The organism is Sphingobacterium sp. 40-24, assembly GCF_001899705.1.
In the GTDB taxonomy this organism is placed as follows: domain Bacteria; phylum Bacteroidota; class Bacteroidia; order Sphingobacteriales; family Sphingobacteriaceae; genus Sphingobacterium; species Sphingobacterium multivorum.
This window is the reverse complement of record NZ_MKWH01000032.1, coordinates 19287-41418: the sequence shown is the minus strand read 5'-3', so window position 1 is coordinate 41418 and position 22132 is coordinate 19287. Positions and strand designations below refer to the sequence as shown.

22 protein-coding genes are annotated in these 22132 nt (G+C 38.7%); 15 read left to right on the top strand and 7 right to left on the bottom strand.

What is annotated here, in order from left to right:
* The first annotated feature begins 137 nt into the window (after positions 1-137).
* On the top strand, positions 138-869 hold the full coding sequence (bshB1, locus tag BGP15_RS11395) for a bacillithiol biosynthesis deacetylase BshB1 (RefSeq protein WP_286769570.1): 732 nt from the start codon (positions 138-140) through the stop codon (positions 867-869).
* A gap of 286 nt (positions 870-1155) precedes the next feature.
* Here bshB1 and BGP15_RS11390 read toward each other — a convergent pair whose 3' ends face one another.
* From BGP15_RS11390 to BGP15_RS11375, 4 genes are read right to left on the bottom strand one after another with little or no spacing between them, the layout of a single operon-like run.
* Positions 1156-1914, bottom strand: coding sequence for a phosphate ABC transporter ATP-binding protein (locus tag BGP15_RS11390; RefSeq protein ID WP_236560198.1), 759 nt, complete (start codon positions 1912-1914; stop codon positions 1156-1158).
* 8 nt (positions 1915-1922) lie between these two features.
* Positions 1923-2774 carry a PstA family ABC transporter permease gene (locus tag BGP15_RS11385; protein WP_046673380.1) on the bottom strand — a complete coding sequence of 284 codons (852 nt, stop codon included), beginning with the start codon at positions 2772-2774 and terminating at the stop codon, positions 1923-1925.
* Positions 2767-3663, bottom strand: coding sequence for a phosphate ABC transporter permease subunit PstC (pstC, locus tag BGP15_RS11380; protein ID WP_286769569.1), 897 nt, complete (start codon positions 3661-3663; stop codon positions 2767-2769). Before pstC ends, BGP15_RS11385 begins: the two co-directional genes overlap by 8 nt.
* A gap of 1 nt (position 3664) precedes the next feature.
* A complete protein-coding gene (locus tag BGP15_RS11375; RefSeq protein ID WP_286769568.1) occupies positions 3665-4636 on the bottom strand; it encodes a PstS family phosphate ABC transporter substrate-binding protein in 972 nt (323 codons plus the stop codon).
* 145 nt (positions 4637-4781) lie between these two features.
* Between BGP15_RS11375 and BGP15_RS11370 the strand changes: the two genes are divergently transcribed.
* From BGP15_RS11370 to BGP15_RS11330, 9 genes are all read left to right on the top strand, one after another.
* Positions 4782-6887: a ferredoxin-like domain-containing protein gene (locus tag BGP15_RS11370; protein WP_112374135.1), complete on the top strand. Its 2106-nt coding sequence runs from the start codon at positions 4782-4784 to the stop codon at positions 6885-6887.
* Positions 6888-6899: 12 nt separating this feature from the next.
* Positions 6900-7658 carry a uroporphyrinogen-III C-methyltransferase gene (gene cobA, locus BGP15_RS11365; RefSeq protein WP_286769567.1) on the top strand — a complete coding sequence of 253 codons (759 nt, stop codon included), beginning with the start codon at positions 6900-6902 and terminating at the stop codon, positions 7656-7658.
* A 2-nt stretch (positions 7659-7660) separates the two neighbouring features.
* Complete coding sequence (locus tag BGP15_RS11360; RefSeq protein WP_070564161.1) at positions 7661-8239, top strand: precorrin-2 dehydrogenase/sirohydrochlorin ferrochelatase family protein; 579 nt, start codon at positions 7661-7663, stop codon at positions 8237-8239.
* On the top strand, positions 8229-8930 hold the full coding sequence (locus BGP15_RS11355; RefSeq protein WP_070564164.1) for a phosphoadenylyl-sulfate reductase: 702 nt from the start codon (positions 8229-8231) through the stop codon (positions 8928-8930). Before BGP15_RS11360 ends, BGP15_RS11355 begins: the two co-directional genes overlap by 11 nt.
* A 54-nt stretch (positions 8931-8984) precedes the next feature.
* A complete protein-coding gene (gene cysD / locus BGP15_RS11350; RefSeq protein WP_070564167.1) occupies positions 8985-9875 on the top strand; it encodes a sulfate adenylyltransferase subunit CysD in 891 nt (296 codons plus the stop codon).
* Positions 9876-9904: 29 nt separating this feature from the next.
* Positions 9905-11149: a sulfate adenylyltransferase subunit 1 gene (locus BGP15_RS11345; RefSeq protein ID WP_286769566.1), complete on the top strand. Its 1245-nt coding sequence runs from the start codon at positions 9905-9907 to the stop codon at positions 11147-11149.
* A gap of 525 nt (positions 11150-11674) precedes the next feature.
* A complete protein-coding gene (gene gdhA, locus BGP15_RS11340; protein WP_070564173.1) occupies positions 11675-13006 on the top strand; it encodes an NADP-specific glutamate dehydrogenase in 1332 nt (443 codons plus the stop codon).
* 102 nt (positions 13007-13108) lie between these two features.
* Positions 13109-13354: a hypothetical protein gene (locus tag BGP15_RS11335; RefSeq protein ID WP_046673390.1), complete on the top strand. Its 246-nt coding sequence runs from the start codon at positions 13109-13111 to the stop codon at positions 13352-13354.
* 7 nt (positions 13355-13361) lie between these two features.
* Positions 13362-13697: a hypothetical protein gene (locus BGP15_RS11330; RefSeq protein WP_231585243.1), complete on the top strand. Its 336-nt coding sequence runs from the start codon at positions 13362-13364 to the stop codon at positions 13695-13697.
* Positions 13698-13725: 28 nt separating this feature from the next.
* On the opposite strand, the gene BGP15_RS11325 is transcribed toward BGP15_RS11330, so the two are convergent.
* The 3 genes from BGP15_RS11325 to BGP15_RS11315 form a co-directional block, all read right to left on the bottom strand.
* On the bottom strand, positions 13726-14382 hold the full coding sequence (locus BGP15_RS11325) for an MgtC/SapB family protein (RefSeq protein WP_112374139.1): 657 nt from the start codon (positions 14380-14382) through the stop codon (positions 13726-13728).
* 63 nt (positions 14383-14445) lie between these two features.
* Positions 14446-16815, bottom strand: coding sequence for an endonuclease MutS2 (locus BGP15_RS11320; RefSeq protein WP_286769565.1), 2370 nt, complete (start codon positions 16813-16815; stop codon positions 14446-14448).
* Between the two features lie 21 nt (positions 16816-16836).
* Positions 16837-17607 (bottom strand): DUF4296 domain-containing protein, encoded by a 771-nt coding sequence (locus tag BGP15_RS11315; RefSeq protein ID WP_286769564.1) that lies wholly within the window; start codon positions 17605-17607, stop codon positions 16837-16839.
* 73 nt (positions 17608-17680) lie between these two features.
* Here BGP15_RS11315 and BGP15_RS11310 point away from each other — a divergent pair, with 73 nt between their 5' ends.
* From BGP15_RS11310 to BGP15_RS11290, 5 genes are read left to right on the top strand one after another with little or no spacing between them, the layout of a single operon-like run.
* The gene (locus BGP15_RS11310) at positions 17681-18373 is read left to right on the top strand and encodes a YggS family pyridoxal phosphate-dependent enzyme (RefSeq protein WP_070564188.1); all 693 of its coding nucleotides are present in this window, start codon (positions 17681-17683) and stop codon (positions 18371-18373) included.
* Complete coding sequence (locus tag BGP15_RS11305; protein WP_046673395.1) at positions 18366-18818, top strand: GNAT family N-acetyltransferase; 453 nt, start codon at positions 18366-18368, stop codon at positions 18816-18818. The genes BGP15_RS11310 and BGP15_RS11305 overlap by 8 nt, the downstream gene beginning before the upstream one ends.
* Positions 18819-18839: 21 nt before the next feature.
* Positions 18840-19631, top strand: a complete 792-nt coding sequence (locus tag BGP15_RS11300) for a DUF3298 and DUF4163 domain-containing protein (protein ID WP_070564193.1) — start codon at positions 18840-18842, stop codon at positions 19629-19631.
* A 23-nt stretch (positions 19632-19654) separates the two neighbouring features.
* Complete coding sequence (locus BGP15_RS11295; RefSeq protein ID WP_070564195.1) at positions 19655-20917, top strand: aspartate kinase; 1263 nt, start codon at positions 19655-19657, stop codon at positions 20915-20917.
* Positions 20918-22105, top strand: coding sequence for a THUMP-like domain-containing protein (locus BGP15_RS11290; protein WP_286751874.1), 1188 nt, complete (start codon positions 20918-20920; stop codon positions 22103-22105). It abuts the gene before it with no gap.
* Positions 22106-22132 lie beyond the last annotated feature (27 nt).

Below are 22132 nucleotides of genomic sequence, written 5' to 3'. Positions count from 1 at the left end.
TCACAACGTCAATCTAATCGTATATCGACTCAGGAACAATAGTATATTGAAGCTGTCTATAGCATCTCAGTAAAATTGTTCGTTGATTAAATGGAATGATTTGTCATTGAAGAGCCAAATAAAAAGAGAGATATCATATGTTAAAATTAGATCTACTTATCATTGCTGTACATCCTGATGATGCTGAATTAGGCGCAGGTGGAGTAATGGCAAAATATGTTGCTGAAGGAAAAAAGGTTGGAATTGTTGATTTGACTCAAGGCGAGCTTGGCACACGCGGCACAGCAGAAACCAGGGCTCAGGAAGCAAAAGATGCTGCCGAAATCCTAGGACTGGCAGCTAGAGAGAACCTGGGCTTAAGAGATGGTTTTTTTGAAAATGCCGAAAGAGAGAAAATGGCAGTAATAAGAGCTATCCGCAAATATCAACCCGAAATTATTATTACAAATGCCATCACAGACCGCCACCCGGACCATGGAAGAGCGGGGCAGATGGTCAGTGAAGCTTGCTTTCTTGCTGGCTTGAGAAGAGTGGAAACTTTTGATCAGGACAATGTTCCTCAGGAGGCCCACCGCCCCCGATTGGTACTGCAATTTGTACAGGATTATTATATAAAACCAGATGTTGTTATCGATATAACACATTATTACCATGTTAAAGAAAAATCCGTTTTAGCCTATAAAACTCAATTTTACACAGGAGAAAACGTAAATCCTGATGAACCACAAACCTACATTTCCAATCCGGATTTCATGGAATCAACTGCTGCCAGAGCCCGAGAATTTGGACGATATATCCAAGCGAAATATGCCGAAGGATTTACTTCCAAGAAGATACTTGGCGTTGATGATTTATTCCACCTGAAGTAGGAAATAGAGTCTATCTGATACCATGATAAAATAAAGGCGGGAGTATTCCTATTTTAAACCTGAATGCTCCCGCATAATTTCTTAAACGAAGTTACGGACTGATTTGATGGAAACAATATCGGTCATATGCTGATTTTGCTAATGTTTATCCCAACAAAGCAATCGTCTTCACAATTATAGGGAAGATATCCCACAGTAGAAATTAAGCCTTTGGCTTATTCTTTTTATCAGCCAATCCTTATTGCTTTCTCATAAACCTAATCCAGTGTCGATGTTTCTTAAGCTTCTAGGAAATAAATCCTTTTACATACTGTTTTGTGATTTCATTCTGCGGATTCAATAAAACCTGTTCCGTCGGTCCAAACTCAAGAATTTCTCCACCATAGACAAACAGAATATAGTCAGACACCCGTCTTGCCTGCCGTAAAATATGCGTTACCAATACGATGGTATAATCTTTCTTCAATTCAATTAGTAATTCCTCAATTTTAGCAGTTGAAAGCGGATCTAACGCTGATGTCGATTCATCTCCAAGTATAATCTCAGGTTCTACAGCCAAACCTCTTGCAAGACAAAGCCTTTGCTGCTGACCGATGGACAATCCGCTAGCCGAATGTCCGAGACGGTCCTTGACTTCGTCCCATAACGCCACATTTCGCAATTGCGTTTCCACAATTCTGTCCAACTCCTTTTTGCTTCGAGTACCATGTATGCGAGGACCGTAAGCCACATTATCATAGATCGACATTGGTAAAGGATAAGGTTTTTGGGATAAAAGTCCCATTTTCTTACGGATATGTGTTACTTCAGCATTTCTACCATAAATATCCTCACCATTAACAAGTACAGATCCCGTTATTTCAACCCCCTTGGTATCATCTACTAATCTATTGAGTGTCTTTAAAAGCGTCGTCTTTCCGCAACCTGAAGGACCAATAATCGAAGTTACACTATTGTTAGGAAGGGCGAGATTAATATTTTTAAGTATATGTCGGCCGTCAATATAGACATTAAGATCCTTGATTTCAATGTGGGGATTGCTCAAAGGACTTATTATCGACGATTTTTTTGTTTCGATTGAAGGATATGAGTGCATACTACAATAATTAAAATAATGATTGTTAAAACTAAAGCTGAAGCATAAGCGCGCCCCTGAACTTCAGGAATAGGACTACTTAGCTGAAAAAAAATGGACAATGGCAACGTTGCCGCTGGTTCATCAATATATTTTGGAAGATTGTCACTAAAACCTGTTGTCAATAAAACGCCCGCAACATCACCAATAGCACGCCCAAAAGCCAGCAGAATCGCGGTAAGAAGCCCTGATCGGATGCTTCTTAGCATGACCTTAGCCAATTCCCAGCGTGTGGTCCCAAGGGAAAGAGTGACATTCTTTAAATCGTCAGGAATTGTTTTTATCAATTCATCAACCGTGCGAACCACAATTGGAATGGTTAACAGTGTCACTGTAATAATTCCCCCCAATAACGATGCTCGAATACCTAAATAAACCATAATACCAAAACCAACCGCTCCATAAACAATAGAAGGAACACCATACAAGACATCAAACAACAATTTAGCAAGCTGTGTCACTTTTGATTTCGCCCCCAAATAAACGTTGAGGTACAGCGAAATCGGAATACCTATAATTGCGGACAAGGCTGTCGCTACACCTGCTAGATAGAGGGAGCCCAAGATTGCGTTCAAAATCCCACCTTCTTTTCCAATATAAAATCCACCTTTTGGCAACTGGCTAACCATCTCCCAACTGAGATAAGGAAGCCCTTTATACAAGATAGTTCCTACGATAAAAAACAAGGAAGCAGTCACGGTTATCCCAGAGAGATGCATAAAACCTTTCGCTACTTTTTCACTCAATAACCGTCTTTTCGTATTATCCATGCTGAGCTCCTTCCAGTCGTCTCAATATAAGACGAGATATTAAATTAAAAACAAATATGATCACAAACAGCAACAACGCAGAGAACATTAACGCAGATTCATAAAGTGGAATTGACATCATTTCCCCGAAATTATTGGCTATTAATGCTGGAATTGGATATCCGGCATCAAATATCGAAGTAGGGACCTTTGCAACGTTGCCGCAGACCATCAACACCGCTATTGTTTCACCAAATGCCCTCGATGTTGACAAAACAATTGCAGCAACAATGCCAGGTCTAGCCTTCTTCAGAATAACATGCTTAATGGTATCCCATTTTGTTGCACCTAATGATAGCGAAGCCGCTTTTAGCTCATAAGGTATCGTTTGAAGCACCTCTACCATAATGGAAATCATAATGGGAAAGATCATCACTGCCAATACAATTCCACCGGCAAGCACTGAATATCCCGATGTAACAACCCCAAAGATGGGAGCGATATACAGCTGAATTAAAGGTACAATAAACAATACCCCCCAAACACCATAGAGAACCGGGGGTATCGCTGCTAAAATATTGACCAACGGAAACATCATATTTTTTAAAGCATCCGAAGCATATTCAGTCAAATAAACCGCAGTCATTATACAAAGCGGAATCGCAATAACAAGAGAAATCAAGGTAACAGCAAGCGTACCTGCAATAAAAGGCAAAAAGCCAAACGATCCTTTCATTGGTGACCAAACCTTGTCGGTCAACAGTTGAAAGATATTACTGTATTCAAATAACGGAATCGATTTTATAGTTAAACCAATCGCAATAATCACCACAACTGAAAGTGAAATCAGTAGCAGGAGCAAGGTGGATCGCTTGACCAGAGAATCTTTAACGAGACGAGTATTTAGCATGCTATAACTTATTAAGTTCTTCTTTTATCAATGTTTCATTTAGTGGGACATAACCATTCTCAAGGAGTTGCGATTGCGCCTGTTTCTGGAGCACAAAAGAAATAAACTCCTTCAACAGAAGGGATTCGGTCTTATTGCGCGTTACAAAAGTTAGCTCTCTTGAGGGTGGAGCTGGGTATTTTCCTGTAGCGACGGCCTCTGTCAAATTAGATAGAGTGCCATAAAACTGCTCATCATCCTCAATGTGCCCATTTTTATTGAGATCCAAAGGAACAACCGCAATACGATCAAACACGTTATTGGTTTTCAGATTATAGACGTAGTTAATGTTATTGAATCCAATCCCGTGAGTATCATCTTTAATGGCCTGAGCAATCCCAGGGTCACCAAAAATGCCAATACCTTGCAGATCCTCCTGCTTATGACCAAAAAATTTAGCCCATGTTTCAGCTGCTCCGGCAGCATCCGAACGTACATAAACGTTGATAGGATCCGCCGTAAACTGAGGATCAATTTCTTTCCAGGTCTTAAACTTTCTATTTACAAAAATATTCAGCAATTCTTCGCGGCTCAGACCACGCTTCAAAATAGCGGAATAATTAGGGTTACCGGGATTAATCGTACAGATAACAGCGTCTTTAGCAACAATAACTGGAACAGCCCCTTTTTTTATTTCCTGCTCGTGTAGGTCTCTCGACACCATTCCAATATCAACCATACCTGTCAGAACATCGGCGATTCCTTTTCCAGCACCTCCCGCTGAAATATTGAAACGAACATTAGGGTGTATTTTTTTAAAATCTTCACTCCAAACTACAGCTAAAGGATAAAGGGCAAAGGCACCGGACAAAGAAATATTACCTTCAAAACCATGTTCCTTATTATAACCATTTTTGACTTTTGGCGCACAGGAAGTCATTTTAAATACGATTACATAGCTTAAAATCAAGATTATAAAAAACTTTCTCATCATTACACCTAAAAGTCTACAGGTTTTATATATTAAATTTTATAGGGCAAATATATATTAATTTGGTAGATATTATAGAATATTAAAAAAATATTTTTACATTTGACATCGAGAAAAGAATACTAAATCAATAGATTTTATTTGTTATATGCAAAGCTTCCGCACAGAATTAGAAAATCCTATCGTGGAGAAGGAAATTATCGAACTTGAAAAAAAGATTCGATTGTTCCACGAGGGCAAAATTGCCGACGAAAAATTTAGATCGTTGCGTTTGGCTAGGGGGGTATATGGACAAAGACAACCTGGAGTTCAAATGGTTCGTATAAAGCTTCCGTTTGGAAAGGTTACGTTTAAGCAATTGAACAAAATTGCAGCAATATCAGACGAATACGCAAGCCGTAATCTGCACCTGACCACACGTCAAGATATACAGATTCATTACGTTAGTCTTGACCGTACACCAGAACTTTGGTCCAAATTGGCTGAAGACGATATTACATTACGCGAAGCTTGTGGAAATACAGTCCGTAATGTCACCGCTTCTCCAAGTTCGGGAATCGATCCAAAGGAGCCATTTGATGTTTCGCCATATGCTCAGGCGACCTTTGAATATTTTTTGCGCAATCCAGTATGTGCGGAAATGGGACGAAAATTCAAAATGTCATTTTCTGCCAGTGATGAAGACACTGCGTTTTCCTATATTCATGACCTTGGTTTTATTCCAAAACTAAAAATTGTTGATGGTGTGGAAGTTCGTGGTTTTAAAGTGTTATTGGGTGGGGGATTGGGATCTCAGCCTTTTTTAGCATCAGTAACAAGCGAGTTTCTACCAGAGGATGAATTGATCCCTTATATCGAAGCGACACTTCGTGTCTTTGATCGTTATGGTGAAAGAAATAACCGAAATAAAGCTCGATTCAAATACCTTATTCAGAAACTAGGGTTAGAGGAAGTGCTAAGTTTAATTGAAGCCGAGAAAATCGCCACGAAGGTGAAAAGCTATCCGATCGACCGAACCAAAATCGAACAGCCAATACCACCGGACGACAATCAGCTATCAACTATTAACCTAGATAGTGATCTAAACTATCAAGTTTGGAAGGGCACCAATACATTCGAACAAAAACAAAAAGGATATTACGGTGTCTATGTGCGGGTATCCACCGGTGATATAGGTACAGATAAAGCACGCGCGTTGGTTGCAGGTCTGAAGGATTTGGTCGCGGACGATATCCGTATCACACAAAACCAAAGCCTACTGCTAAAATACGCAACAGAAAAGTCACTGCCACATATTTATCAACTACTTAAATCGTTGGATCTAGCGCAGGTAGGTTTTGATAGTACTGCTGATGTAACAACTTGCCCTGGTACGGATACCTGTAATCTAGGCATTTCAAACAGTACTGAAATGGCGCGGGTTATCGAATCTTATATCGCCGAATTTCATCAGGATTTTGTCTTTAATCGGGATTTAAAAATCAAAATTTCGGGTTGTATGAATTCTTGTGGCCAACATGGTCTGGCACATATCGGCTTTCATGGTAGTTCGGTTAAAGCGGAGGGCAAAGTGGTCCCTGCAGCCCAAGTTATGCTTGGCGGCGGGACAATTGGTAATGGTGAAGGACGTGTTGCAGAGCGTATTATTAAAGTGCCGACAAAAAGAGTCTTGCATGTTGTAGAATGGGTGCTGAATGATTATAAAAAAAATGCGGAAGCAAATGAAAACTTCCATGCTTACTACGACAGACAAAGTAAAAATTACTTTTATAATCTTTTAAAGCCTCTATCGGATTTGACCAATCTTGCTGAGGACGAATTTGTCGACTGGGGACATGAAGGAACTTTCCAAACGGCAATCGGAGTTGGCGAGTGTGCAGGCGTGGTGATTGACTTGGTTGCTACGTTGATCTATGAGGCGGAAGAGAAATTACAATGGGCAAATGAAACATTTCGGGAATCCAAATTCTCGGATGCGATTTATCATGCTTATAATGCCTTTGTACAAGCAGCAAAAGCCCTACTATTGGATAAAGGGATTAGCGCCAGCACGCAAAATATTGTAATCAACGAATTCCAAACACATTTCGTGGAAACAGGTGAATATAATTTTGAACAAACGTTTCCAGAATTAGTTCTACAGATTAGTAAAAATGAACCAACGGAGCATTTTGCAATCAACTACCTTCAGGAAGCAACGAAGTTTATCAATGAAGTCTATCAACGGAAAAATTTAAAACCAGTATTGGTATAGGAGGGAATAGGTATGTCAATAAAAGCAAAAGTAACATTGGTAGGAGCAGGCCCTGGTGATCCGGATCTGATCAGCCTAAAAGGCATCAAAGCAATAGAAAAAGCAGATGTCATTTTATACGACGCCTTGGTGAATGATGAACTACTGGATTATGCACAGGCTGAATGCATCAAAATATATGTTGGAAAACGAGCCGAACAACTCTCTACTTCACAGGATGAAATCAATCGCCTTTTGGTGGATTATGCCTTAAACTATGGCCATGTTGTACGTCTAAAAGGTGGTGATCCCTTTGTTTTTGGCCGTGGTGGCGAAGAAATTGACTTCGTACAGCAATATGGTATTGAAACTACCGTTGTGCCAGGTATTTCCTCCGCAATTGGACTTACCGGACTACAGCAACTTCCATTAACTTACCGGGGAATCAGTGAGAGCTTTTGGGTCATCACAGGCTCCAAATCGGACGGTTCACTTTCAACAGATCTTTATCTGGCGGCAGAATCCAAGGCCACTGTCGTTGTCTTGATGGGATACGGAAAATTGGCAGAGATCGTGGAAATCTACCGCCAAAGAAATCTTCATAATTTACCAATAGCCTTGATTCAAAATGGTTCATTGCCCAATGAAAAAGTTGTACTAGGTACTATCGATAATATTCTTGACGAATCAACAGAGAAAAGGGTCGGTGTCCCAGCGATTATTGTAATCGGCGAGGTCGTTGCCAAGCATCGTTCATTCCAACACATTAAAGAAAAAGCTTTAGCTTTATAGATATGAACCAGCTATTTCCAATATTCGTCAAATTGAATCAAATTGACACCTTACTTGTTGGAGGCGGGAAAGTTGCATTGGAAAAATTTCAAGCTTTAATTTCCAATGATGAGGGATTAAAACTGACCATTGTGACTCGGGAAATCATCCCGGAATTTAAGGAGCTATTACAAAATTACACACAAATTCAGCTCCACATGCGTCCGTTTAGACCAGACGACCTTACGGACAAACAACTTGTTATTGCAGCAACCAATAACATGGAGCTCAACGAGCAGCTGCGTAATTTAACAGGGCAAAATAACATACTGTTTAATGCCGCGGACAAACCCGAATTATGCGACTTCTACCTGGGGTCCATCGTAAAGAAAGGCGACTTGAAAATAGCTATTTCCACCAATGGCAAATCACCGACGATTGCCAAAAGGGTGAAGGAACTATTAAATGACTTGTTACCGGAGGAAATTGACGAAACACTATCACTCATGAGTGCTTATCGAGAGCAGCTTCGAGGAGATTTTGAATACAAAGTAAAGCAGTTGAACGAGCATACCAAAAATATATTACGTTATGAACGTTAAGGAAATTAAAGAAATTATTGGCGAAAAAAAAGGAGTGGAGCTCTTACAAACAATAGCCTCACTATTTCCTAATGAGGTAGTTTTTTCAACCTCTTTCGGTATTGAGGATCAAGTAATCACGGAATGGATCGGTAAAAATAATATTAATATCGACATATTCACACTGGATACTGGAAGACTGTTCAAAGAAACCTATTCCCTGTGGAGCCGCACCTTGGAGCGTTATCAGTTGCGTATTAAAACATATACTGCGGATACAACATTGTTGGAAGATTTTATCAGCAGAAAAGGTCCAAACTCCTTTTATGAGTCGGTTGAGAATCGGAAGGAATGTTGTAGGATAAGGAAAATTGAACCTTTACAACGCGCGATTAAAGGGAAAAAAATTTGGGTAACGGGCATCCGATCAGATCAATCCATCAATCGCCACGACATGGACTTTATCGAATACGATGAAACGAACCAAATCATCAAAATCCATCCTTTATTTGACTGGACTTTTGAGGAAGTTAAAAATTATTGTAAAGAGCAATATATCCCGTACAATGTGCTACACGACAAGGGTTTCCCAAGTATCGGTTGTCAACCTTGTACAAGAGCAATACAAGAAGGAGAGGACTTCCGCGCTGGTAGATGGTGGTGGGAAGATCAAAGTAAAAAAGAATGTGGTTTGCACGCCGTTAAATCATAAAATAGCGAAGTAGAAACCCAAATTCATTAAAATCAAATTTTATTATTTCAGAGAATGGACTATTTAGATCATTTAGAAGCGGAAGCAATATATATTTTAAGGGAGGTAGCCGGACAATTTGAAAAACCAGCGCTATTATTCTCTGGTGGTAAGGACTCCATTACACTTGTTCACCTAGCAAAAAAAGCATTTAGACCTGGTAAATTTCCTTTTCCACTAGTTCATATTGACACTGGTCACAATTTTCCCGAGACAATTACGTTCAGGGATTCATTGATTGAAGACATAGGAGAAAAACTCATCGTTGGTTATGTTCAAGACAGCATTGATCAAGGAAAAGTCGTTGAGCAAAAAGGAAAAAATGCAAGTCGGAACGCCTTGCAAACAGTTACCTTACTCGATACAATCGCAAAACATGGTTTTGATGCCTGTATCGGTGGCGCACGTCGGGACGAAGAAAAAGCGCGTGCTAAGGAAAGAATCTTCTCCGTGCGTGATGAATTTGGACAATGGGATCCGAAACGCCAAAGACCTGAGCTGTGGAGCATCTTTAATGGCAAAATAAACAAAGGCGAAAATGTACGGGTGTTTCCTATTTCAAACTGGACCGAGCTCGATGTTTGGAACTATATTAAACGTGAACAGATTGCATTGCCATCGATTTATTTCAGCCATGAACGGGATGTTATTACCCGCAATGGGCAACTGATGGCTGCTGCCTCATTCTTAAATATCGATGCAGATGATATCATAGAACGCAAATCTGTACGTTTCAGAACTGTAGGCGACATGACTTGTACAGCAGCTGTAGATTCAACAGCAACGGAGTTAGATGATATTATCGCCGAAATCAAGGCCTCAACGGTAAGTGAACGTGGCGCTAGAATGGACGATAAGGTATCGGAAGCAGCCATGGAAGAACGTAAAAAACAAGGATACTTTTAATTCAAATCAAATACCTGATATTGACAACAATGAATATATTGAAATTTATAACGGCCGGTTCTGTAGATGATGGTAAAAGTACCTTGATTGGCCGATTACTATATGATACAAACTCCATTTTGGACGACCAATTGGAAGCTATACAGCGTGCCAACCGGAAAAATGACGATGGGACGGTAGACTTGGCCATATTGACTGATGGACTTAAAGCTGAACGTGAACAAGGCATAACAATTGATGTAGCCTATAAATATTTCCAGACTGAACACCGAAAATATATTATAGCCGATGCTCCAGGACATATCCAATACACCAGAAACATGGTAACTGGAGCTTCCAATTCAGATCTCATAATCATTCTGGTTGATGCACGCAAAGGCGTAATAGAGCAAACAAAACGTCATTCTTTCATAGCCAAATTATTGGCCATGAAACAAGTCTTGGTCTGCATAAACAAGATGGATATGGTCGATTATAGCGCTTCTGTTTTCGAACAGATCAAGGCTGATTATTTAACTTTAGCTAACAATCTCGGACTTAAGGATATTGATTGCATACCTGTTTCAGCCTTAAAAGGAGACAATATTGTCCATAAGTCAGAAAGAATGAGCTGGTATGCAGGCGAATCTTTATTGGATTACCTGGAAAATGTAGAAATTCACGAACAGGAAGCAGCCAGTTGGAGGTTTCCCGTCCAATGGGTTGTAAGACCACAAACCGATGATTTACACGACTATAGAGGCTATGCAGGCCGAGTACTAGGAGAGGGGCTGACGGTTGGTGACCAGGTTATTGTTTATCCAGCAGAAACATATAGCACAATTCAAGCGATTGAATTAAACGGGCAACAACTTCAACGGGCTGAAAACGGACAATCTGTCATTGTACACCTCAGTGACGATGTCGACATTAGTCGCGGCGATACCATTGCAAGTGTAGAACAGCCGCCAAAGTTTGAGCGCAATATTCAAGCAAACTTATGTTGGTTCGACAATAAACCTTTGGATACTGCGCAAGTTTATCTTGTCCAAAGCCACAGTAAATTAACCAAGGTTAAGATTGTAGATGTGTTATACAAATTTGATATCAATACACAGGAAAAAATATATAATGATCCAATCAAACTAAATGATATTGGTCGAATAGCCATTAAGTCCGCTGAGAATCTAGTATTTGATCTACAGCAGGAAAATCCGGCAAATTCTCAAGCGATTGTTATTGATCCACGGACAAATCTAACCGTTGGTGCTTTAATGATTCAGGCAATCGATTAATATTTTTTTAAACGTAAATATTCAACCTAAATATTATTCAAGGAACTCAGGCATTGTTTGGGTTCCTTTTTTTTATGAAGTTGAACTTATACACCACAGAATCTATTTTAAAGAACCAAGCTTAAAGATCAACTGTATAGAGAGGGCACACTCCGATATTTACTATTTAACATAATATAAATTATAAATACCAAATATATAAAGAAAATAGGGGTCATCTACATTTATCAAATAGTCAGAAAAAAAAGCTAAACATTAAATATTCATCAATTGTAATGAGTATTCATAGCTATTTTGTTAAAAACGAAAATGATTCTATCTTTTAGATTTAATTTCGAATAAAATACTGTTAAATGGTCATTATGCCTTCATTTCGCTATTGATTAGTCTGTTTTAAATAATTTTAAAAAAATATGAAATTTCATTAAAAAAGACCAATAATTGTAAATAATTAACAAATATTGGTTTTTTATTAAAAATTATATAAATTAGTGCCAGCCAAAGGGAAATTTTACTAATTAAAACATGTCAAAAAACTTTAACGAGTTCATTTCAATCGTTGAGAAACGCAATCCAAATGAACCAGAATTCTTACAAGCTGTAAAAGAAGTTACTGAGGATTTATTTCCTTATATTACTGAAAATCATCCTGAATTTTTCGACCAAAAAATTCTTGAAAGACTTACTGAACCTGAACGTATTATATCTTTTCGCGTAACTTGGTTGGATGATAATCACCAAGTACAGGTAAATCGTGGTTATCGTGTTCAAATGAACAGTTCAATCGGTCCATATAAAGGTGGCCTTCGCTTCGCCCCTTCTGTCAACCAAAGTATTTTAAAATTCCTCGCTTTTGAACAAGTATTTAAAAATAGCTTAACAGGACTACCAATTGGTGGTGGTAAAGGAGGTTCTGATTTTGACCCTAAAGGTAAATCAGATAATGAAATTATGCGTTTTTGCCAAAGCTTTATGACAGAACTTTATCGTCATATTGGCGCAGATACAGATGTTCCTGCAGGAGATATCGGCGTTGGAGGCCGCGAAATAGGCTTTTTATTCGGTCAATTTAAACGACTTCAAAACAATTTTACAGGCGTTCTAACGGGCAAAGGTGAATTATGGGGTGGATCATATATTCGTCCTGAAGCTACCGGCTATGGGCTCCTATATTTTGTTGACTGCATATTCAGATATCAAGGAAAATCTTTACAAGGTAAGGTAGCTACAGTATCTGGTGCTGGCAACGTAGCCTTTTACGCTGTTGAAAAGGCTGTTCAACTTGGCGCCAAAGTAATTACTGTATCAAATAGCTTGGGCACACTTTACGATCCTGATGGTTTTAATGCTGAAAAAATGGCATTTGGGGCTACTTTGGGAAGAAACCTCGATCAATATCCTGCTCGCTATCCAAACGCCAAATTCTTACCTGGTCAAAAGCCATGGCAATTTAAATGTGATATCGCTCTGCCATGTGCAACACAAAATGAATTAGAAGAATCGGATGCTAAAGCGCTTGTAGCAAATGGTTGTATCTGCGTAGCTGAGGGTGCAAATATGCCTTCTACTGCAGAAGCTATTAAAGTTTTTCTAGATGCAAAAATCAGTTTTGCACCTGGCAAAGCTGCGAATGCTGGTGGTGTTGCAGTCAGCGGCTTGGAAATGTCTCAAAACTCAATCCGTACACAATGGTGTACAGAAGAAGTTGACAATCGCTTAAAAACCATTATGGAAAGCATTCACGAAACTTGCTTGAAATATGGCCAAGACAGTGGATTCGTTAATTATTTGAAAGGTGCCAATATTGGTGGTTTTATAAAAGTCGCTAACGCGATGAAAGCACAAGGTATCGTATAACACGCCTTTTTCTAATCATATCATAATCCTGAGCGCTCAAATGCATTGCATTTGGGCGTTTTTTTATACTTTTATGCTAATTTTAAAAAACACGAAATTTACATGAGATTAATAGCTGAACTCCCCCATCCCGATTGCAAGATTTCAATCTTTGGTATGAATCAAAAATTCATTATAAAATTTGAACAAGGAAACTTAGAACAATCCTATAAAATTGCAGAAATGGATATAATTGGCGGTGTAAATGGGGTCTTTGATTTACTTGACGAAGAATTTCTGAAGAGTGTGATCGATCAATTCGCATTGATGCGCCAATCTTTTAATAGTGCTTATAGTAGATACGAATAAAAAATCCATGCTGAACTATATATATTTTGTGGCATTTTGGGCCTGTCAAATTATTTCATCTATCCTGTTTAAACTTGGCGGGATACATCCAAAGTATAAATGGACAACTTTAATTATAGGAAACATTATTCTTTTATCAGCAAGTTGGTTTCTTGTGCAGTTATTTAAGAACGTCTCTCAACCTATCGTAATAGCCTTATGTTCTGGTGGCACATTTCTGACTGTCCAATTGGCGATGGCGCTATATTTTAAAAGTTCATTGAGCTGGCAGCAGGTACTGGGTATGTTTGTCATCATTTCAGGTATGGTTTTGATTACTTTCGGAGGTAAAGAAACGACTTAAGCTACAATGAGGTTAGTTATAGATGTGTTTATTTGTTATAATAAAACTCATCTATAACTAATGAACCTGCCAATTGTTGGTTAAAACGATCTAAATCGGTCATTTTCCCAGAAATATCATACATTACTTCTAACTTACCACTAATCTTTTCAATAACACGCCTGGTAGCTTTAATCTTAAAATCCAATGCCAATTGTTCAAACTCATGTAAGTGATAAAACTCATTGGAACTAAACTTTACGTGTAGAGAACGGACTAGGTAATAACGAGCCAAAAGAATTTCGATCCGCTGAAAAAGCGCGAGTATTACCACCATAAAAACAGCAAAGGAAATCGCATAAACCAGTTGCCCCAATCCGGCAAACATGCCAATACCAGCTGTCGCCCAAATAACGGCTGCTGTTGTGAGACCACTAACCGATAGTTTGCCTTTAAAGATCACACCAGCACCAATAAAGCCTATACCAGTCACAATATTTGCAGCAACGCGATCAGTACTATTGCCAATAAACAAACAGGAAACAATAGTAAACATCGCCGAACCGAAACAAATAAGCACTACCGTCCGAAATCCAGCAGATTTATTCCTATACTCACGTTCAAAACCAATTAAACTCCCACACAGAATTGAAGTGAGAGCGTTTAACAAAGGCTCACTAGTCAAAAAGTTAATGATATTCTCCATACCGAACTTTACAGAAAGATGAAACACGGAGTTTCGAACATGCTCAGCTCCATGAAATTAAGACTATAGATAAGCGTAAGTTATACCATCGCCCCCACGATCTTGATGTTCGTCCTCAAAACGGCTTACATGACTATATTTACGAAGGTAATCGCGAATAAATTTGCGCAAAATACCATCACCTTTACCATGAATAATTTTTAAGGACGGATAACCTATCATGACGGCCCGATCCAAAACACGTTCTAATTCATGCAGTGCGTCTTCTGTGCGCATGCCTCTTAAATCAAGTTCTGGCTTGAAGTCAGCTACACTACCAGAAGATAATGATCTTGATAGACTTTTTGCAGACTTCTTCCCTTCCCGCCCTTCAAGTTTAATCACATTCTTTCGCTTTTGAACAGTGCGAAGTTCCCCCATGGCAAGAATAAGGTTATTCTTTGCAATTTCGACAATCTGCGCTTCAGCACCATTATCTATAATCTGTACCCAATCCCCAATATTTAATTCGGTGGCTTCAGGCGTTTTCTCTTTGACGATTTGCTTCGCCGGTTTTTGCTCTTTGGGAAGAACAGCTTGAAGTGCCTGATCCAAATTGCTGCGCAACTCACGCGTTTTCTCTTTATCCGCTTTTGCAGATTTGATCTGCGCTACCGTATTTTCGATTAACTTATTCGAACTTTTAATAATCTGTTGCGCTTCCTCTTTCGCCTTTTTCAAAATTACGCGCTTATTTTCTTCCAAATAACTTTGTAATTCCAAATACTCCGATTTAATCGACTCCAGTTCCTTCTCGCGCTTATTAATAGCAACCTTTGTATCAAACACCTCTTTCTTTTCTCGCTCAAGATCGATCAATAATGTATCTACCTTCTTCTGTTGAACACCAATTTTACTTTTAGCAGATTCCAAAATATCCTTACCTAATCCTATTTTCTGCGCGATTTCGAAAGCATAAGAGCTTCCTGGCTTACCAATTTGTAGGATATACATCGGTTTCATTTCGCGATTATCAAATAACATTGAAGCATTTTCCAGACCTGTCGTATTGCTGGCAAAAACTTTGAGATTTGAATAGTGGGTGGTCACAACTCCCCTGATTTGTTTTTTGTTAAGGGATTCCAATACAGCCTCAGCAATAGGTCCGCCAAACAAAGGGTCGGTACCGGTTCCAAACTCATCGATCAGTACCAAAGTACGTCCATTTGCAAATTCCGTAAAATATTTCATTTTGGACAGATGTGCACTGTAGGTACTCAAATCACTTTCAATAGATTGATCATCGCCTATATCTGCAAATAGCTGCTTAAAAACACCGACTTTACTTGTCGGTTCCGCTGGTATTAATAAGCCCGATTGCACCATGATTTGCAAAAGACCAACCGTTTTCATACATACCGATTTTCCGCCGGCATTAGGACCCGATACAACAATAATACGTTGAATATGATCAATTTGAATGTTTAAAGGAACAACAGTATGATGCTGATTCAGCAATAGAAGCGGATGTCGACCATTGACCAAATTAATTTCAGCCTCCTTTGATAATTCAGGCATTTCTGCCTCAATATCCAAGGCAAAAAGTGCTTTCGCTCGCACAAAATCTACTTTGGTTAATAGGCTGTGATAGGAAAGCAAGAGCGGAATATGTGGCCGGACCTTGTCCGTTAGTTCGACTAAAATACGGATTACCTCACGCCTACGTTCAAACTCTAGGTCCCTAATTTTATTATTTAACTGAAATACTTCTTCAGGCTCTATATAAGCAGTTTGTCCCGTAGCGGACTCATCATGAATCAAACCTTTGAGCTTTCTTTTATTTTCCGCAAGAATAGGAATACAGAGCCTTCCATCCCGTATCGTCAGATTCCCATCCGCTGTCCATCCGCTGTCCTGTGCGCTCTTAAAGATACTATTGATACGTTTTAGGGCCTCCTGTTCTGCCCGTTGAATTTGTTGGGTTATTTCCAACAGTAATCGGGAAGCATTATTTTTAAGCTTTCCACGCTCGTCAATGACCATTTCGATATCGCGAATAATCCCCTTCTCGATCGGTAAATGCTCAAACAATACCTCTAAATTGGGATAGAGACCTTCCCGCTCATTAAAATAACGGATAATAGCGTAAACAGTCTTGAGGGATAGTAATACCCGAAAAAATTCATCCTCGAGTAAGAACGCGCCCTCGACTCGAGCTTTCTCGATAATGGATCTAAGCGGAAAGAAATTTTCAACAGGAAATGCGCCATCATTCATTAGAAGATCCTTAAACTCGCTGGTCTGTCTTAGAAATCGGTCGATTTGGTCAAACCGGGTTTGAGGTTGAATTTTTTCAACTAGCTCACGCCCAGACTCGCTTAGGCATTTTTGTTTTATTTTATCTTTTATCTCGGAAAACCCGAGTTTATCAATTGCATTTATTGGATATACCATAAAAATTATATTCTTTGATGGTTAAAGTTCCGTCGGCGGCTTAATGTGCCGTGGCGGTGTAAGAATTGGTCTTTTTTCCAATTCACTTGTTGGTAATTGTGGCTCCACATGGTTTTGTATCACAAGAGTATCCTTGACTGAAGTACCAGGTGTTTTCAGTTGGGAAACCGTATCTTTCTGTGGAGAAGGCGATTCAATTGGTAAATTTGAATTACCGACCGACAATTGGTTCATGAGATAGCCATTCATGCTTATACCAGTCTTTGTTTGAAAGCTTGTATTAAACAAGGAAGAAGCTTCTCTAAAGTTGAATTTCGTCTTATTTGGCAAATAATGTATAAGTGCTGCAATTCGTTCCTGATAAGACTGTTGTGCACGCATAACGCGATTGGTGCTATCTTGAATACGCATATTCTGGATTGAATCGCGCGTTAGAATTGAATCTTGTTTTTTTCGTTCTATATCGGCGTAAATCTTATTTTCCTTCGTTAAATTATCCTCCACTTTTTTATAAATCGCAGACATCACTTCAGCATCCTTACCATAATAGTCTAAGTTCTTTCGAAAAGAAACCGAATCCAATCCATATTTATCAAACGTCACTTGATACAAAGGCAACATCACTTTACGTGCACTATCAATGGGTAAAATATTGAGATAGGAGTCTGTCAGTTGGATTTCGGTCAATGCATCCACAAACTTACTTTTGGAGATAATATCTTTCCTTCCAGTTCCGATACAAGAACCAAATAAAAAAATGACTGCAAGTAGATTCAGTATTAATCGTAGCATTTCGTAGTTTTGTACAAATTTACAAAAAGCACCGACATTTGGCGCTTTTTACATCATCAAAACTATATCGGAAATGAGTATTGCTCGTAATTTAGAAGCGTTAAGATTGGAAACCGAGGCTGTTGGGGTACAACTTGTAGCAGTTTCAAAAACAAAATCCAATTCGGACATTATGGAAGCCTATGAGGCAGGACAGCGTATATTTGGTGAAAATCATGTTCAAGAATTAGTTGAAAAAGCAGCACTTTTACCTAAAGATATTCAATGGCATATGATTGGTCACCTTCAAACTAATAAGGTTAAATATATTGCACCATTCATCAGCTTAATTGCGTCAGTTGATTCATTAAAATTATTAAAAGAGATTAACAAACATGCGCAGAAAGCGCAACGTACAATCGACTGTTTGTTACAAGTATATATTGCAGAAGAAGAAACAAAATTTGGTTTCGACCATGCTGAACTAATCGAACTTCTTCGCGACGACGAGTTTCTCGAATTAAAAAATATTCGGATCTGTGGCTTAATGGGCATCGCATCCAATACAGATAATGAAAAAGTCATTAAAGCCGAATTTTATGAGTTAAAAATGTTATTCGATGGAATTAAGGTAAGTTTCTACCGGAAGGAAGAGTATTTTAATATCCTATCCATGGGAATGTCTTCAGACTATAAGTTAGCGATTGAAGAAGGTTCGACAATGGTGCGGATTGGAAGCACAATATTTGGCAAAAGAGTAATCAAACACTTCAAAAACAATGATTAAAACAACGATACGAGAGGCAATTGAAAGTGATTGCACCCAAATGCTCGAGCTAATTAAAGAATTGGCTATTTTTGAAAAAGCACCGGACGAGGTCACCGTGTCGCTTGAAGAATTTAAAGATGCAGGATTTGGAAAGAATCCCGTTTGGGGTGCATTTGTTGCCGAAGTGGATGGCGAAATTGTCGGAATTTCATTATATTATGTTCGATATTCAACGTGGAAAGGCAGAAGACTTTATTTGGAAGATCTAATTGTTACCGAAAGAATGCGAGGTTTAGGGATAGGCAAGCTGCTTTTTGATAAAACTTTAGCTTACGGCAAACAGTGTGGATTTCATGGCATGGTGTGGCAGGTCCTCGATTGGAATGAGCCAGCTATAAAGTTTTATGAAAAATATAAAGCAAACTTCGATGCCGAATGGATTAATGTGTCAATCACGTATTAAATAACGAGAATCATCAATTCAATGCGATTTTACTTTTTTTTAATAGTATTATTTATTAGCTGCGTTCTGTCCGCTTGCAGTGACCACAAAAAGGCCGCTATAGCGAAACAGCCCACAGACACACTTTCCTATAGTCAAAAAATCATCGATGAGCATAGCAATTATTTTCTAAAAGAAGATGATCGCTTGGACACAACTTATTTTCGCGCAAAATACCCGATTTTCCAAGAAAATAAAATCAATACCCTCATATCAAGTATCGTTCATCTTGAAGGCGACACAAGCATGGCAGATGCAGCACATCGCTTTATAAATTCATACAACGAATATGTGGAAGACAATAATGGCAAATCTACATCAACCTGGAGTCGGGATCTACAGATTGATGTGATCGTCAATACGCCTGTTTTCTTGGGTGTAAGAACCAAACAAGAGGAATATACTGGTGGAGCGCATGGGGACCATTTCACGCTGTACTCCAATTTTGATCGTCAATCTAACAGTGCAATTACAATCAATGATATCATTCAGGAAGAGAACAAAAATAAATTCGTTCAAATCGCCGAGCAATACTTCCGTAAGCAAGAAGGATTAAATGCTGATGATTCCCTAAATGGAAAGTACTTTTTTGAAGACGGTAAATTTTCTTTGGCCGATAACTTCACTTTTGAAAAAAATGACATCCTGTTTTACTACAACGTATACGAAATCAAATCTTATGCTGAAGGAAATACTGAATTACGTATTCCCTATACAACATTTAAACATCTGATTTCAGAAAAAGGATTACACTATATTAATAGTATCAACTAGCAATCAACTAAACTAATAAATAAATGCAGGTTTTTAAATTTGGGGGTGCATCAGTAAAAGATGCTGAAAGTGTCAGAAATTCGGCGCGGATTATTTCTAAATACAAAGGCGACGCCTTGTTAGTCGTCATATCCGCCATGGGAAAGACAACAAACCTTCTAGAGAAATTGACCAAAGAATATTTTAACAACACGGGGAACCAATTTCAGACACTTGAAGAGGCGAAAGCATTTCACTTTCAAATCCTTCAAGAATTATTCCCTGAAGCTGAACATCCTATATTTGATGAGATTTCCAACTGCTTTGTGGAGATCGAGTGGATTTTAGAGGAAGAACCTCAAGATTCATATGATTATCTTTTCGATCAAATTGTTTCGATGGGTGAACTTATCTCCACCAAGATTGTTGCAGCCTACGTTGCATTCATTGGTGAAAAGGTAAAATGGCTAGATGCACGAGATTATATATTTACGGACAACACCTATCGCGAAGCTGTCGTAGACTGGAACAAAACGGAAGAAAAAATCCGTGCCGAACTGCCAGCCATCCTAGACGAGTATATTGTAATTACGCAGGGATTTTTAGGTTCTACCTCTGAAAATTTCACAACCACTTTGGGCCGTGAAGGTTCCGATTACTCTGCGGCAATTTTTGCTTCTTGTCTAAATGCCGAAAATGTAACTATATGGAAAGACGTTCCAGGTGTACTTAATGCGGATCCGAAGTGGTTTGAGAAAACCGAGTTGATTCCTGAGCTATCTTATACCGATGCTATAGAGCTTACCTATTATGGGGCTACGGTTATTCACCCGAAAACAATCAAGCCGCTTCAGAATAAAAAGATCGCATTAAATGTGCGATCCTTTGTGGACCCTGACTCACCAGGAACAATGATAAAGAGTACAAACCAAACTTTACCTGTGCCTTCCTTCATCTTTAAGGTGAACCAGATTTTTATTTCCATCTCCCCGAGGGATTTCTCATTTATCGTTGAAGACAATCTGAGAGACATCTTCAACCTATTTCATGAACATCGTATTAAAATTAATATGATGCATAATACGGCGATCAACTTTACGGTTTCCGTCGATGATACTGGAAAAAATCTAGTCGACTTAATTAACGAACTGGAGCAAAAATTCAAAGTCAGGTATGAATCTGGGCTAGAACTCATTACAATCCGTTATTATAATCAAGAAACCATTGATCGCGTTTTGGTTGATAAAGAAGTTATTAGCGAACTAAAGGATACCTATACTTGCCAACTTCTCGTTAAGAAAATATAAATGAACACATTAATCCTTCAAGAGGAGGCTCAACAGTTTTTAGAACGAAACAAACTGGAGTCTCCGACTAAAATCGCTTTAAAAAAATCTCCTTTTGAAGGAATATCATCTTCCGAGCTCGCGGCACAACTCGATGGTAGACAACGGGCGAGCGGCAAAATTCCACTATGGGCCGAAACAGCAGGGATTTACTTCCCCACCAAACTCAATCTCGAACAATGTTCTTCCGAGAAAACCGGATTATTTAAAAGTTCACTCATCGAAAACAACAGCCATTTAATTGATGCTACCAGTGGCTTCGGTGTTGATAGCTTTTACTTCTCTAAACGGGCAAAGCAAGTAACATCCTGCGAACTCAATCCCGAACTCGCTGCAATCACCCAACATAATGCAAAGATATTGAAAGCAGAAAATCTTCAGATCATTGCGGCAAATGGAGTTGAATATATACTAAACGATCCAAAGAGAAGATTTGATTATATCTATTTGGATCCTTCAAGAAGAGTTCAAAACAAAAAAGTGTTTCTACTTGATGAATGTGAACCTAATTTGGTTGCCTTGCAAGATGAATTTTTCAAACATACCAACAAAATAATAAGTAAGCTAGCTCCACTATTGGATATTTCTGCAGCAATACACATGCTGCAACATGTTAAGGACGTTTATGTCGTCTCTTTGCAAAATGACTGCAAAGAACTTATCTTCGTGCAGGAGAAAGGATACGAAGCTGAACCTTGCATCCACGCGGTCAGGTTATATCAAGAACAACAGCAGATTATATCTTTCACTTACGAAAATGAACGTGCAATTTCAAATGACTACAGTAGGCCGCTATCCTATTTATACGAACCGGATGTAGCTCTCTCCAAAGCCGGAGCATTTAAGACTATTGCCGAAGTATTCAACGTAAAAAAACTCCATAAAAATACCCATCTCTACACCTCCGATCAAAAGATCGAAAATTTTCCCGGTAAAACATTCATCATCAAACAGGTGGAATCATTTACAGATTTTAAGAAAAATAAAAGAGCATTGAATTCCGATATCATCGCCAAAAATTTTCCCTTGAAGACCGAAGAGATCAAAAAGAAATTTAAAATCAAAGACGCTAGTGATTCGTTCACATTTTTCACGACAACCGTGAATGATCAATTTAGTGTCATACATACACAACGCATTTTAGAATAGACATTTTCATTACAATTGTCGAATAAC